At 66.7% G+C, this 12697-nt stretch carries 13 protein-coding genes and 1 pseudogene; 13 read left to right on the top strand and 1 reads right to left on the bottom strand.

The features are described from left to right. The 8 genes and pseudogenes from QZH66_RS12515 to recO all read left to right on the top strand — a co-directional run. A pseudogene (locus QZH66_RS12515) lies at nucleotides 1-305 on the top strand (anti-sigma factor); the annotation flags it as partial. A 126-nt stretch (nucleotides 306-431) separates the two neighbouring features. Then, the gene (locus QZH66_RS12510) at nucleotides 432-1946 is read left to right on the top strand and encodes a DegQ family serine endoprotease (RefSeq protein ID WP_305806275.1); all 1515 of its coding nucleotides are present in this window, start codon (nucleotides 432-434) and stop codon (nucleotides 1944-1946) included. A 171-nt stretch (nucleotides 1947-2117) separates the two neighbouring features. Then, nucleotides 2118-3908 carry a translation elongation factor 4 gene (lepA, locus tag QZH66_RS12505; protein ID WP_305806276.1) on the top strand — a complete coding sequence of 597 codons (1791 nt, stop codon included), beginning with the start codon at nucleotides 2118-2120 and terminating at the stop codon, nucleotides 3906-3908. Nucleotides 3909-3996: 88 nt separating this feature from the next. Next, the gene (gene lepB / locus QZH66_RS12500; protein ID WP_305806274.1) at nucleotides 3997-4797 is read left to right on the top strand and encodes a signal peptidase I; all 801 of its coding nucleotides are present in this window, start codon (nucleotides 3997-3999) and stop codon (nucleotides 4795-4797) included. Nucleotides 4798-4826: 29 nt separating this feature from the next. Beyond that, nucleotides 4827-5204: a DUF4845 domain-containing protein gene (locus QZH66_RS12495; RefSeq protein WP_305806273.1), complete on the top strand. Its 378-nt coding sequence runs from the start codon at nucleotides 4827-4829 to the stop codon at nucleotides 5202-5204. Further along, nucleotides 5194-5871, top strand: coding sequence for a ribonuclease III (rnc, locus tag QZH66_RS12490; protein ID WP_305806272.1), 678 nt, complete (start codon nucleotides 5194-5196; stop codon nucleotides 5869-5871). The genes QZH66_RS12495 and rnc overlap by 11 nt, the downstream gene beginning before the upstream one ends. Continuing rightward, nucleotides 5868-6770: a GTPase Era gene (era, locus tag QZH66_RS12485; protein WP_305806271.1), complete on the top strand. Its 903-nt coding sequence runs from the start codon at nucleotides 5868-5870 to the stop codon at nucleotides 6768-6770. Before rnc ends, era begins: the two co-directional genes overlap by 4 nt. A 28-nt stretch (nucleotides 6771-6798) precedes the next feature. Further along, the gene (recO, locus tag QZH66_RS12480; protein ID WP_305806270.1) at nucleotides 6799-7572 is read left to right on the top strand and encodes a DNA repair protein RecO; all 774 of its coding nucleotides are present in this window, start codon (nucleotides 6799-6801) and stop codon (nucleotides 7570-7572) included. On the opposite strand, the gene QZH66_RS12475 is transcribed toward recO, so the two are convergent. Next, nucleotides 7541-8254: a hybrid sensor histidine kinase/response regulator gene (locus tag QZH66_RS12475; RefSeq protein ID WP_305806269.1), complete on the bottom strand. Its 714-nt coding sequence runs from the start codon at nucleotides 8252-8254 to the stop codon at nucleotides 7541-7543. The two genes, recO and QZH66_RS12475, sit on opposite strands and share 32 nt — an antisense overlap. A gap of 127 nt (nucleotides 8255-8381) precedes the next feature. Here QZH66_RS12475 and rlmD point away from each other — a divergent pair, with 127 nt between their 5' ends. The 5 genes from rlmD (at nucleotide 8382) to QZH66_RS12450 (ending at nucleotide 12585) form a co-directional block, all read left to right on the top strand. Further along, the gene (gene rlmD, locus QZH66_RS12470; RefSeq protein WP_305806268.1) at nucleotides 8382-9716 is read left to right on the top strand and encodes a 23S rRNA (uracil(1939)-C(5))-methyltransferase RlmD; all 1335 of its coding nucleotides are present in this window, start codon (nucleotides 8382-8384) and stop codon (nucleotides 9714-9716) included. 3 nt (nucleotides 9717-9719) lie between these two features. After that, nucleotides 9720-10223, top strand: a complete 504-nt coding sequence (locus QZH66_RS12465) for a CYTH domain-containing protein (RefSeq protein ID WP_305806267.1) — start codon at nucleotides 9720-9722, stop codon at nucleotides 10221-10223. Nucleotides 10224-10266: 43 nt separating this feature from the next. Then, the gene (locus QZH66_RS12460) at nucleotides 10267-10959 is read left to right on the top strand and encodes a DsbA family oxidoreductase (RefSeq protein ID WP_305806266.1); all 693 of its coding nucleotides are present in this window, start codon (nucleotides 10267-10269) and stop codon (nucleotides 10957-10959) included. A gap of 67 nt (nucleotides 10960-11026) precedes the next feature. Next, the gene (gene nagZ, locus QZH66_RS12455) at nucleotides 11027-12034 is read left to right on the top strand and encodes a beta-N-acetylhexosaminidase (protein ID WP_305806265.1); all 1008 of its coding nucleotides are present in this window, start codon (nucleotides 11027-11029) and stop codon (nucleotides 12032-12034) included. Further along, nucleotides 12034-12585, top strand: a complete 552-nt coding sequence (locus QZH66_RS12450; RefSeq protein WP_305806264.1) for a hypoxanthine-guanine phosphoribosyltransferase — start codon at nucleotides 12034-12036, stop codon at nucleotides 12583-12585. The genes nagZ and QZH66_RS12450 overlap by 1 nt, the downstream gene beginning before the upstream one ends. Nucleotides 12586-12697 lie beyond the last annotated feature (112 nt).

Here is a 12697-nt window from a genome sequence, read left to right as displayed (position 1 = left end):
GCACCCGGCAGGTCGCCCGCAGCGTGGCGGCGCGTCAGCAGGAGCCGCAGCGTGCCGTCGCGGTGCAGCTGCCGTCACTGCCGGCCACCTCCGGTGCGCGCCAGGATCCGTTCGGTCATCCGGTCGCGGCCCTGCCGGCACGGCCGTGGCCGCGTTCAGCAGTGGCGCCGGCAATCTCGTCAGGGGTGTTCAACGCCAGTGTTCCGGTGCAGTCGCCACAAACCACGTTCTATCCGTTCGAACCGCGGCTTCCGTCTCCGGAACCGGCCCCGGGCCGTGTGCGTGATCTGTTGCCGCGCGAATGAGCTGTCGCAGCGGACCGCAATGTCCGCTGCGGGTTTCACGAGGGAGCCTGCCGGCGCATACCCCTGCCGGGCATTGTTCTCCCTGCTTTCCCCCCTTTTTTTCCCCAAGTCGGAGGCGCAAGTCTGATGACCCACCGTATCCACACGCAGGTGTTTGGCCTGTTGGCGATGACCCTGCCGCTGGTGGCCTGTGCCCAGAGCACGGCGCCGGCCCCCCCCGCCGAGCGCGCAGCGATCACCCAGCCGGCTGCGCCCGCGCCGCAGCTGGTCAGCGGTCTGCCCGATTTCACCCGCCTGGTCGATCAGGTGGCGCCGGGCGTGGTCAATGTCGAAACCGTGATCGGCCCCAGCCGTACCGCCCGCGCCGGCGGCGAGCGTCCGGACCTGCAGCAGATGCCCGAGTTCTTCCGGCGTTTCTTCGGCCCGGATTTCCAGATGCCGGACCAGGCGCCGGACAATTCGCCGCGCGGGCGCGGCATGGGCTCGGGCTTCATTATTTCCCCCGACGGCTATGTGCTGACCAACCACCATGTGGTGGACGGGGCGACCGAGGTGAAGGTCAAGCTCGGTGATCGCCGCGAGTTCATCGCCAAGGTGGTGGGCAGCGACCAGCAATACGACGTGGCGTTGCTGAAGATCGATGCCAAGGGCCTGCCGACGGTGCGCGTGGGCGACTCCAACACGCTCAAGCCGGGCCAGTGGGTGGTGGCGATCGGCTCACCGTTCGGGTTGGATCACTCGGTCACGGCCGGCATCGTCAGTGCCACCGGCCGCAGCAATCCGTACGCCGACCAGCGCTACGTGCCGTTCATCCAGACCGACGTGGCGATCAACCAGGGCAACTCCGGGGGCCCGCTGCTCAATACCCGCGGCGAGGTGGTCGGCATCAATTCGCAGATCTTTTCCGCCTCCGGCGGCTACATGGGCATCAGCTTCGCAATCCCGATCGACCTGGCGATGGGCGCGGTGGAGCAGATCAAGAAGACCGGCCGCGTCAGCCGTGGCCAGCTGGGAGTCATGGTGGGCGCGATCACCTCCGATGTCGCCAAGGGCTTCAGGCTTCCGGACAGCCGCGGTGCGCTGGTCAACCAGATGGTCGAAGGCAGTGCCGCGGCCAAGGCCGGGGTCGAGGTGGGCGATGTGATCCGCTCGGTCAACGGTACCGAGATCGTCAGTTCCAGCGACCTGCCGCCGCTGATCGGCGCGATGCCGCCCGGCAGCAAGGTCAGGCTCGGAATCCTGCGGGATGGCAAGGTGCGGGATATCAACGTCACCCTGAGCGAGTTGGCCGAGGATGCCGAGCGCGGCAGCAATGCACCGCGTGTGGCGGACGAGGCCAGGCCCGAAACCGGCGCCAACGCCTTGCTGGGGCTGCAGGTGGCGGATCTGAACGCTGCCGAACGCAAGCAGCTGGGGCTGGCGGCGAACGAGGGGGTGCGGATCACCGGCGTCAGCAGCCAGGCCGCGCGCGACGCCCGCCTGGCCCCGGGCATGGTGGTGCTGCAGGTCGGGCGTACCCCGGTGGGCAGCGTCTCGGCGTTGAACCGGCAGCTGGCCGCCTATGGCAAGGGTGATGTGGTGATGCTGCTGGTGCGCAGTGGCGGCAACAGCGCATTTGTCGCGGTCAAGGCCGGCGACTGAGTCTGTGCGCCCCTCTCCCTGTACGGGGGAGGGGCGTCGGCTTGGAGTCCGGTGCGCGGGCGGGTCGGCCCATTCGTCGCCAAGGCGTTTTCCAAAGGGCACGGCATGCGATAATGCGGCGTTATCCTGACGACGGCTGTGGCCGCCGCCCATCTCATGTCCTCTTATTCGATGCGGAATATCCGCAACTTTTCCATCATTGCCCATGTCGATCATGGCAAGTCCACCTTGGCCGACCGCATCATCCAGCTGTGTGGCGGGTTGACCGCGCGCGAGATGGAATCGCAGGTGCTCGACAACAACCCGATCGAGCGTGAGCGGGGCATCACCATCAAGTCGCAGTCGGTATCGGTGCCGTATACGGCGCGCGACGGCGTGACCTACCACCTGAACTTCATCGATACCCCCGGCCACGTCGACTTCAGCTATGAGGTCAGCCGTTCGCTGGCCGCCTGCGAAGGCGCGCTGCTGGTGGTGGATGCCGCCCAGGGTGTGGAGGCGCAGTCGGTCGCCAACTGCTACACCGCGATCGAGCAGGGCCTGGAAGTGGTGCCGGTGCTGAACAAGATCGACCTGCCGACCGCCGATATCGAGCGGGCCAAGGCCGAGATCGAGGCCGTCATCGGGATCGATGCGTCCGAGGCGGTGCCGGTCAGCGCCAAGACCGGCCTGAACATCGAGGAGGTGCTGGAGGCCATCGTCCACCGCATTCCGCCGCCGGCCGACCGTGGCAGCAGCAAACTGCAGGCGCTGATCATCGACTCCTGGTTCGACAACTACCTGGGCGTGGTCTCGCTGGTGCGGGTGATGCAGGGCGAGATCAAGGCCGGTGACAAGATCCTGGTGATGTCCACCGGACGGTGGCACCTGGTCGACAAGGTTGGTGTGTTCACCCCCAAGCGCAAGGAAACGCTGAGCCTGCGGGCCGGTGAGGTGGGCTGGATCAACGCCAGCATCAAGGATGTCCACGGCGCGCCGGTGGGCGATACCCTGACCCTGCTGGCCGATCCGGCGGCGGCGCCACTGCCGGGCTTCCAGGAAATGCAGCCGCGCGTGTTTGCCGGCCTGTTCCCGGTCGATGCCGACGACTACCCGGATCTGCGCGAAGCGCTGGACAAGCTGCGGCTGAACGATGCCGCGCTGCGTTTCGAGCCGGAAAGCTCCGAGGCGATGGGCTTCGGCTTCCGCTGCGGCTTCCTCGGCATGCTGCACATGGAGATCGTGCAGGAACGGCTGGAGCGCGAATACAACCTCAACCTGATCAGCACCGCGCCGACAGTGGTGTACGAGGTGCTCAAGAGCGATGGCAGCATCATCGCGATGGACAACCCGTCGAAGTTGCCGCCGCTGAACAATGTCGAGGAAATCCGCGAGCCGATCATCCGCGCCAATATCCTCACCCCGCCGGATTACGTGGGCAACGTGATCACCCTGTGCGAAGAGAAGCGCGGCACCCAGATCGGCATCAACTACATGGGCAGCCAGGTGCAGATCAGCTACGAGCTGCCGATGGCCGAGGTGGTGCTGGATTTCTTCGACCGCCTGAAGTCGGTCAGCCGCGGCTACGCCTCGCTGGACTACCACTTCCTGCGTTTCGACGCCGGCCCGTTCGTGCGTGTGGACACGCTGATCAATGGCGACAAGGTCGATGCGCTGTCGATCATCGTCCACCGCAGCCATGCCGATCGCCGCGGCCGCGAGCTGTGCGAAAAGATGAAGGATCTGATCCCGCGGCAGATGTTCGACGTGGCCATCCAGGCCGCCGTCGGCTCGCAGATCATCTCCCGTTCCACGGTCAAGGCCATGCGCAAGAACGTCTTGGCCAAATGTTATGGTGGCGACGTTTCGCGCAAGAAGAAGCTTCTGGAAAAGCAGAAGGAAGGCAAGAAGCGCATGAAGCAGGTGGGCCGTGTGGAAATCCCGCAGGAAGCCTTCCTCGCCGTGCTGCAGATGGACAAGTAGGGGTTGCCGGGGCGAGGTGGCGCAAGGGCGTGGTTGCACGCCGCCGCTGCCTGCTGCCGGGGCCTGTTCCCGTTGCAAAGGATGACGCATGAAATGGTTTGAAATCGCCTTGGTGGTGCTGACCCTGGGTTCGGGTCTTGTCCTGTTGCTGGACAAGCTGTTCCTGGCCAAGCGGCGCGCGGCCCGTGCCGGTCTGCTGGAAACCGAGCCGGTGCTGGTCGATTATTCGCGGGCGTTCTTCCCGGTGCTGGCCGTGGTGCTGGTGCTGCGCAGCTTCGTCGCCGAACCGTACAAGATCCCGTCCAGCTCGATGATGCCCAACCTGCTGATCGGCGACTTCATCCTGGTCAACAAGTTCGCCTATGGCATCCGCCTGCCGATCACCAACACCAAGATCATCCCGGTGACCGAGCCCAAGCGTGGCGACGTGGTGGTGTTCAAGCCGCCGCATGCGCCGGACCAGAACTGGATCAAGCGGGTGATCGGGTTGCCCGGTGACCGTATCGGCTTCCACGGCGATACCCTGTTCATCAATGGCGAAGCGATGACCTACCAGGTTCGTGGCGAGTATGTCGGCCAGGGCCCCGGGGCGGAAATGACCGGCGCCACGCTGTTGAGCGAAGACCTGCCGGGGCGCACCCATACCGTGCTGGAATGGGTGGGCCGCGCCAATCCTGCCGGTCAGGGCGACTGGGAGGTGCCGCAAGGCCAGTATTTCGTGATGGGCGACAATCGCGACAATAGCGAGGACAGTCGTTTCTGGACCAGGACGCACTTCCTGCCGGAGGAGAACCTGCGCGGCAAGGCGTTCCTGATCTGGCTCAACTGTGAAGGCTGGTTCTGCAAGGGGAGTTTCGAGCCGTCGCGGATCGGAACCGGTATCCAATGAGTGGACAACGCGTGTCTGGGGAGATCGCTATGAATCGCAAGCAAGGTGGCATGACGCTGACGTCGTTTCTGGCTGTGCTGATCGTGGTGGCGTTTGCCATCTACGTCGGCATGAAGCTGCTGCCGATGTACCAGGAGTACTACTCGGTGCGCACCGCCATGAAAGGGGTGGCCAATGAGCCGGGCAGCGCCGATATGGATCCATCCAAGGTGCAGGATCTGTTCTTCCGCCGCCTGTACATCAACTATTCGGAAAACGTGAAGCCGCAGGACGTGAAGTTCGAGCGGATCGACGGCGGCTGGCGGATGAAGGTCAACTACGAAGTGCGCCGGGAGCTGATCGGTAATCTCGACGTGGTTGGAAAATTTGATACCTCCCAGGACCTGACGCGGCGCGGTGGCGAATAATACGTTCATGCGGGGTGACCTGATCGGCCACCCTTTCCGTAATCCGGACCTGCTTGCGCAGGCCCTGAAGCATCGCAGTGCCGGTGCCCCGCACAACGAACGCCTGGAGTTTCTCGGCGACAGCATCGTCAACATGCTGGTGGCCGAAGCGCTGTTCCAGCGCTGGCCCAAAGCCGACGAAGGCGCGCTCACCCGCGCCCGCGCCGAACTGGTCCGGGAAGGTGCGCTGGCGGTCATTGCCCGCACCCTGCAGCTGGGTGAGCGGCTGACCCTCGGTGCCGGTGAAATGAAGTCTGGCGGCCACCGCCGCGATTCGATCCTGGCCGACGCCGTCGAGGCCGTTGTGGCGGCGATCTACATGGACGTCGGCTTCGAGGCCTGCAAGGCGGTGGTATTGCCCTGGTTCGAGGTCTCGATGGCCGCGCTGCCGGTCGGCAAGCCCGGCAAGGATCCCAAGACCCGCCTGCAGGAATGGTTGCAGGCACGGCAGAAGACACTGCCCACCTACGAGCTGGTGTCAGAATGCGGTGACGACCATGCAAAGCACTTCCGGGTACGCTGCTGCGTAGCCGATCCGGCCGTGACCACCGAGGGCGAAGGCACCTCGCGACGGCTGGCCGAACAACAGGCGGCTGCGGCAGCCATAGAGCAACTGGATTCCAAGTGAACGAAGCGTCCTCCCATCGTTGCGGCAGCGTTGCCGTCATCGGCCGTCCCAATGTCGGCAAATCCACCCTGACCAACGCCCTGGTAGGCGCCAAGGTCAGCATCGTCTCCAATCGCCCGCAGACCACGCGCCACCGGCTGCTGGGCATCGCCACCTATCCGGAAGGGCAGCTGGTGCTGGTCGACACGCCCGGGTTGCACCGGCAGCAGAAGAACGCGATGAACCGGGTGATGAACCGCGCCGCGCGCGGCTCGCTCGAGGGCGTGGACGCCGGCTTGCTGGTGATCGAGGCCGGGCGCTGGGACGACGAGGACACGCTGGCCTTCAACGTGCTCAGCGATGCCCAGGTGCCGGTGGTGCTGGTGATCAACAAGGTCGACCGGCTGAAGGACAAGGGCGCACTGCTGCCGTTCATGCAGCAGATCACCGAAGGCCGCGAGTTCGCGGCGGTGCATCCGATCTCCGCGCTCAAGCGCAAGGGGCTGGAGCAACTGGTGAAGGATCTGCTCAAGCTGATGCCGGAAGCGCCGCCGATGTTCGGCGAGGACGAGATCACCGATCGCAGCCAGCGTTTCCTGGCCGGCGAGCTGGTGCGTGAGCAGCTGATGCGGCAGCTGGGCGAGGAATTGCCGTATGCCACCACGGTGGAAATCGAGCGGTTCGCCGAGGATGGCGCGTTGCTGCGGATCGGCGCGGTGATCTGGGTCGAGCGCGAAGGCCAGAAGGCGATCGTGATCGGCAAGGGCGGCATCCGCCTGAAGGAAATCGGCGCCAAGTCGCGGCTGCAGATGGAACGCTTGTTCGGCGCCAAGGTTTTCCTGGAAACCTGGGTGCGCGTGCGCGAGGGCTGGTCGGACGACGAGGCCGCGCTCAAGGCGTTCGGTTATGGCGAAAGCTGAGTCCTTGACCGGCCGGTAGCGCCGCGCCATGCGCATCGATGACGAGCCGGCATATGTGCTGCATGCCCGGCCGTGGCGTGAGACCAGCCTGCTGCTCGAGGTGATGAGCGAACAGTACGGGCGTCTGGGAGTGCTTGCGCGTGGCGTCCACGGGCCGCGCAAGCAGCCGATGCGCGCCGCGCTGCAGCCGTTGCAATGGATCCGCTTCGATGCGGTGCAACGCGCTGAACTGGCGCAGCTGCGCCGGGTGGAAGCGCTGGACGCGGCCCCCCGGCTGAGTGGTCACGCCATGCTGGCCGGCTTCTATGTCAATGAGCTGCTGCTGCGGCTGACCCCGCGCCAGGATCCGCTTCCCGAGCTGTACGACGCCTACGGGCGTGTGCGTGGCCGATTGGCCACGGACAACCCGCTGGCGTGGACCCTGCGCCGGTTCGAGCGTGATCTGCTCGATGCGGTGGGCGTGGGATTTGATTGGCGGCATGCCGGCGACGGCCAGCCGGTCGATCCGGCCGCCCGCTATCTGCTCGATCCGCAGGAAGGGCCGCAACGGCTGTTGAGTGACCGGGGCGCGAGCGAACGCCGGGGCATGGCCACCGGTGCGGCGCTGCTGGCGCTGGCGGCCGACTGCCAGCCCGGGCCGGAAGATCTGGCCAGCCTGCGTCGCGGCATGCGCACGCTGCTCGTCCACCATCTGGGCGGGCGCGGCTTGAAGTCCTGGGAAATGCTCGACGATCTGACGCGACCACGCGCCGTCGCCGCGCCGCAGACTTCTATTCCCCCAGGGCCGCAATCGCCGCGCTGAACTGGCTCTGCGCCAGCACCGAGCGCGGATGCTGGTGCAATTGCCGCACCGCCCGTCCCAGCCGCGAGGCCCCGACAAAGCCGCAACTGGCCTGCAACCGGTGCAGTTGCCCGCGCAGTGCCACGTCATCGCCGCGTTGCAAGGCCGCGTCAATCGCGGCGTGGGCGCCCGGCAGTTCGGCCAGGAACAGTTCGCGCAGTGCGGTCAGGTGGGCGCGCTGGCCATTGAGGGCGGTCAGTGCGGCGGTTTCGTCCCAGTCCGACACCGCGCTCTCCACGTCGAAGCTGTGGGCATCGCCGCCGCGTGCCAGGGTGCGGCGGACCGCCTTGAGCAGCGCTTCGCGCGACAGCGGTTTGACCAGGGTTTCGCAGAATCCCTGCTGCTGCAACGCGTTGCCCATCTCCGCGCTGCCATCGGCGGTATGCGCCAGCGCCGGCACGCCGGGATGGCGGGCGCGCAGACGCTGCAGCAGTTGCGGACCGGTGCCGTCGGGCAGGTTGACGTCGATCAGCCACAGGTCGTGGCGCTGTTGATCGGCGCGCTGCAGACCGCTGGCCAGCGAGTCGGCAAGATCCACGCGGGCGGGAAGTGATTCCAGCGCCGCCTGGAAAAATCCCTGGCTGACCATGTCGTCCTCGACCAGCAGCAGGCGCGGGATGGATTCCGGATGTGACTCGTTCATTCTGGCTGCCTCCATGTCAGCGATGGCCGCATCTTAACCGCGGTGCGGGCAGCTGCAACCCGCACCCGGCCGGCACCCGGCGCATCTGCGACAATGTGCGCCCTTTTTGCCCGCAACCGTTTGCCACGTGGCCCGATCCAGATCCCGTTTGAACAAGACCCCGTTCCAGACCGACATCCTCGACCTGAGCCATGACGGCCGGGGCGTTGCCCGCCGCGAAGGTGAGGGTGGCAAGGTCACTTTCATTGCCGGCGCATTGCCCGGTGAGGTGGTGATCGCCGAACCGACGGCGCGCAACCGTCATTTCGATGAAGCCAGAACCCTGGAGGTGCTGCAGCCCTCGCCGCAACGCGTGCAGCCGCGCTGCCCGCATTTCGGCGTGTGCGCCGGCTGCGTGTTGCAGCACCTGGACGAATCGCAGCAGATCGTGGCCAAGCAGCGCGTGCTGATGGACAACCTGACCCGGATCGGTCACGTCAGCCCCGGCACGGTGCTGGCGCCGCTGGCCGGCGACAGCTGGGGTTACCGGCGCAAGGGGCGCTTCTCGGTGCGCCGGGTCGAGAAGAAGGGCAAGACCCTGGTCGGCTTCCGCGAGCAGGATCCGCGCTTCGTCGCCGATCTGGGCCAGTGCCTGACGGTGATCCCCGAGGTGGGCACCAAGGTGGCGGCGATGGCCGAGTTCATCGAGACACTGGATGGCAAGCGCGATATTCCGCAGATTGAGTTCATTGCCGGCGACGCTGCCGTGGTGCTGACGATCCGCCATATGCAGCCGCTGAGCGAATCCGACCGTCAGGCCTGGGCCGGCTTCGGCGAGCAGCACGGTTTTGCCATCTTCCTGCAGTCCGGCGGCGTGGACACGGTGCAGCCGTTGCTGGGCCAGGAAGTGCCGCTGTCATTCAAGCTGGCGCCGTGGAATGTCGAGCTGGCATTCCGGCCGCTGGACTTCATCCAGGTCAACGCCAAGCTCAACGAGAAGATGATCGCTCACGCCTTGGCGCTGCTCGATGCGCAGGCCGACGAGCGGGTACTGGACCTGTTCTGCGGCCTGGGCAATTTCACCCTGCCGCTGGCGCGCAGCGTGCGCGAAGTGGTGGGCGTGGAAGGGGATGCCGGACTGGTGGCACGCGCCAGGGAGAACGCCCAGCGCAACGGCCTGGACAACGCCCGGTTCTTTGCCGCCGACCTCACGCAGGACCAGCGGCATACGCCGTGGATGCGCCAGGGCTTCGACAAGCTGCTGCTGGACCCGCCGCGCTCGGGGGCGATCGAGGTGCTGCAGCAGCTGCCGCTCAAGCAGTTCCAGCGCATCGTCTATGTCAGCTGCCATCCGGGTTCGCTGGCGCGCGATGCCGGTTATCTGGTCAATGACCAGGGCTTCACCCTGGTAGCGGCCGGGGCGATGGACATGTTCCCGCATACCGCGCACGTGGAAAGCATCGCCGTGTTCGAAAGGAAATAAGCGATGGGCATCGAGATCGAGCGCAAATTCCGCGTCACCGGCGAGGGCTGGCGCGCCGCCGCGCATGCGGTGATCCCGATGGCGCAGGGCTACATCAACGACGGGGCGGCGCTGGACACGGGTGCGCAGAACGTCTCGGTGCGGGTGCGCATCCAGGGCGAGTTGGCGTTCTTGAACCTGAAATCGCGTGAGCTTGGCCCTGCCCGGCAGGAGTTCGAATACGCGATTCCGCCCAGCGACGCCCGCCAGCTGCTGGCGCTGTGCGTGGGCGGGCTGATCGCCAAGCGCCGGCATCTGGTCCAGCACGAGGGCCTGCTCTGGGAAGTGGATGAATTCCTCGATGACAACGCCGGGCTGGTGGTGGCCGAAGTGGAACTGGCCAGCGTCGACCAGGTGTTTGCCAGACCCGACTGGGCCGGCACCGAGGTGACCGACGAGTCGCGTTATTACAATCTGGCGCTGGCCTCGCATCCGTATGCGCGCTGGTCGGCGCAGGAGCGCGGCTGAATCCGCAGGTCCGCCTGCGCGCGCCAGCACTGGAGGAGTGACGATGAGAATCGATATCTGGTCCGATGTGGTCTGCCCCTGGTGCTGGATCGGCAAGCACCGGTTCGAGCGCGGGCTGGCGTTGATGGGGGATCGGGCGCCCCAGGTCGAGGTGCACTGGCATCCGTTCCTGCTTGATCCGCAGGCGGATGAAACGCCGGTCCCGTTGCGCCAGGCCTATGCGGCCAAATTTGGCGGCGCCGAACGTGCCGGACAGTTGCTGGCGCAGACCCAGTCCACCGCCCAGGCCGAAGGGTTGCCGATGGATTTCGCGCGCGGCCAGGTGCGGGTGACCACGCTGCCGGCGCACCGGCTGATGTGGCTGGCCGCGCGCGAGGGCGTACCGGACGCGGTGGCCGAAGCGTTGTTCCGTGCGCACTTTGCCGAAGGGCGCAACCTGGCCGATCCGCAGGTCCTGGTCGAGGCCGCCGCCGCTGGCGGCTTGGCTGCCGCGCGCGTGCACGCGCTGCTGGAGTCGGACGAAGGTCTGGCCGAGGTGCGGGCCGGCCTCGGTCAGGCGCAGGCGCTGGGTATCGGTTCGGTGCCGACCTTCGTGATTGAGGGGCGCTATGCGGTGTCGGGCGCGCAACCGCCGGCAACCTTCGCCCAGGTGCTGGCGAAAATCGCCGCCGAGCGCACGCCGGGAACCCTTGCCGGCAATGAACCGGCCTGCGGCGCGGACGGGTGCGGTCTCTGACGCACAATCCGCCATCTGCGACAATGCGGCCCTGCGCGTTCAAGGCGCCCCGCATTGGAGTATTGGCATGCTTGTGATTGGCGTCGCTGGCACCGGGTTGACCGCGCAGGAGCGCGACTGGCTGCAGCACGATGCGGTGGCCGGGGTGATCCTGTTCAAGCGCAACTTCGTCTCGCGCGAGCAGGTCGCCGAGCTGTCAGCCGCGATCCGCGCGGCTGCGCCGCGTCCGCAGCTGATCTGTGTGGACCAGGAGGGCGGGCGCGTGCAGCGCTTCCGCGACGGCTACAGCGAACTGCCGCCGCTGGACGGTCTGGGTGCGCTGTACGCGACCGACCCGGCCGCCGCGCTGGCGCTGGCCGAGCAGCACGCCTGGCTGATGGCCAGCGAGATCCGCGCCAGCGGCGTCGACCTCAGCTTCGCCCCGGTGGCGGATCTGGGCCGGGGCAACCTGGCCATCGGCAACCGCGCGTTCAGTGAAGATCCGCAGGTCGTCGCCGCGCTGACCGCAGCCTATGTGCGCGGCATGCACAGTGTCGGCATGGCCGCCACGCTCAAGCACTTTCCCGGCCACGGTACGGTCCGGGAAGACACCCATTTCGACGTTGCCAGCGACCCGCGCACGCTTGCTGAGCTGCGGTCGGCGGATCTGCTACCGTTTGTCGCAGGTATCCAGGCCGGTGCCGACGCGGTGATGATGGCGCATGTGGTCTACCCGCAGGTGGCGCCGGAACCGGCGGGCTATTCGCCGCGCTGGATCAACCAGATCCTGCGCCAGGAGATGGGTTTCCGCGGGGTGGTCTTCTCCGATGACATCGGCATGGCGGCCTCGTTCTCGGCCGGCGGCATCAGGGCCCGCGTGGCGGCGCATCTGGACGCCGGCTGCGACGTGGTGCTGGTCTGCCACCCGGACCTCGTCGAGGAATCGCTGCAGGCGGTCACCGGCCGCACTCTCAATACCGCTGCGCTGCTGGGCCTGATCGCCCACGGCGCGATGGGCTGGGCCGGCCTGATCGCCGATGCCCGCCATGCCAGTACCCAATCCCGTTTGCTTGAAAACCTTGGAAGAACCGTCTGATGTCCAAACTCACTCTTGAACAAGCCGTGGCCCAGGCCGACCTGCTGGTTGACCGTCCCACCATCGACAAGGCCATCGCCGGCATCGCCGACGCCATCGCGCGCGACTACCAGGGCGAGGTGCCGGTATTCGTGTCGATCATGAACGGTGCGCTGCCGTTCGCCGGCCAGCTGGCGCTGGAGCTGGGCGCCCGTGGCCAGGATGCCCAGGTCGACTACCTGCAGGCGTCGCGCTATCACGGCGAGAGCGGTGGCGAGCTGGTGTGGAAGCACCGCCCGGTCTCGGCCCTGTTCGGCCGCCGTGTATTGCTGATCGATGACATCCTTGATGAAGGCTTCACCCTGCAGGGCGTGCGCGAGTGGTGCCTGGAACAGGGTGCGACCGACGTGCGCATTGCCGTGCTGACCGTGAAGAAGCACACCCGCTGCCTGCCGGGCGTCAAGGCCGATTACGCCGGCATCGAGCTGCCGGACCGCTTCGTGTTCGGCTTCGGCATGGACGTCAACGAGTCGCTGCGCACCTTGCCGGCCATCTACGCGATGAAGGAATGAGGGCTGGCGCTGCGCGGCCGCACTCCGCCCCGGCAGCGCCCGACCCGATAGCGCCTGTGCCCGCGCTGCGATGATCGCGGCCGGGCGCCGGGCATGGCCACGCGTCACGCTG

The sequence above is a fragment of the Stenotrophomonas sp. YIM B06876 genome (assembly GCF_030711595.1).
In the GTDB taxonomy this organism is placed as follows: domain Bacteria; phylum Pseudomonadota; class Gammaproteobacteria; order Xanthomonadales; family Xanthomonadaceae; genus Stenotrophomonas.
The sequence above is the reverse complement of the archived record's forward strand: the minus strand, read 5'-3'. Positions and strand labels throughout refer to the sequence as shown.

What these genes read in the sequence shown, in the direction of transcription:
- QZH66_RS12495 (WP_305806273.1), top strand. Translation starts at nt 4,827, where the DNA reads ATGAATCGCAAGCAAGGTGGCATGACGCTGACGTCGTTTCTGGCTGTG.
- lepA (WP_305806276.1), top strand. Translation starts at nt 2,118, where the DNA reads ATGCGGAATATCCGCAACTTTTCCATCATTGCCCATGTCGATCATGGC.
- QZH66_RS12510 (WP_305806275.1), top strand. Translation starts at nt 432, where the DNA reads ATGACCCACCGTATCCACACGCAGGTGTTTGGCCTGTTGGCGATGACC.
- QZH66_RS12465 (WP_305806267.1), top strand. Translation starts at nt 9,720, where the DNA reads ATGGGCATCGAGATCGAGCGCAAATTCCGCGTCACCGGCGAGGGCTGG.
- recO (WP_305806270.1), top strand. Translation starts at nt 6,799, where the DNA reads ATGCGCATCGATGACGAGCCGGCATATGTGCTGCATGCCCGGCCGTGG.
- QZH66_RS12460 (WP_305806266.1), top strand. Translation starts at nt 10,267, where the DNA reads ATGAGAATCGATATCTGGTCCGATGTGGTCTGCCCCTGGTGCTGGATC.
- nagZ (WP_305806265.1), top strand. Translation starts at nt 11,027, where the DNA reads ATGCTTGTGATTGGCGTCGCTGGCACCGGGTTGACCGCGCAGGAGCGC.
- QZH66_RS12450 (WP_305806264.1), top strand. Translation starts at nt 12,034, where the DNA reads ATGTCCAAACTCACTCTTGAACAAGCCGTGGCCCAGGCCGACCTGCTG.
- QZH66_RS12475 (WP_305806269.1), bottom strand. Translation starts at nt 8,254, where the DNA reads ATGAACGAGTCACATCCGGAATCCATCCCGCGCCTGCTGCTGGTCGAG.
- lepB (WP_305806274.1), top strand. Translation starts at nt 3,997, where the DNA reads ATGAAATGGTTTGAAATCGCCTTGGTGGTGCTGACCCTGGGTTCGGGT.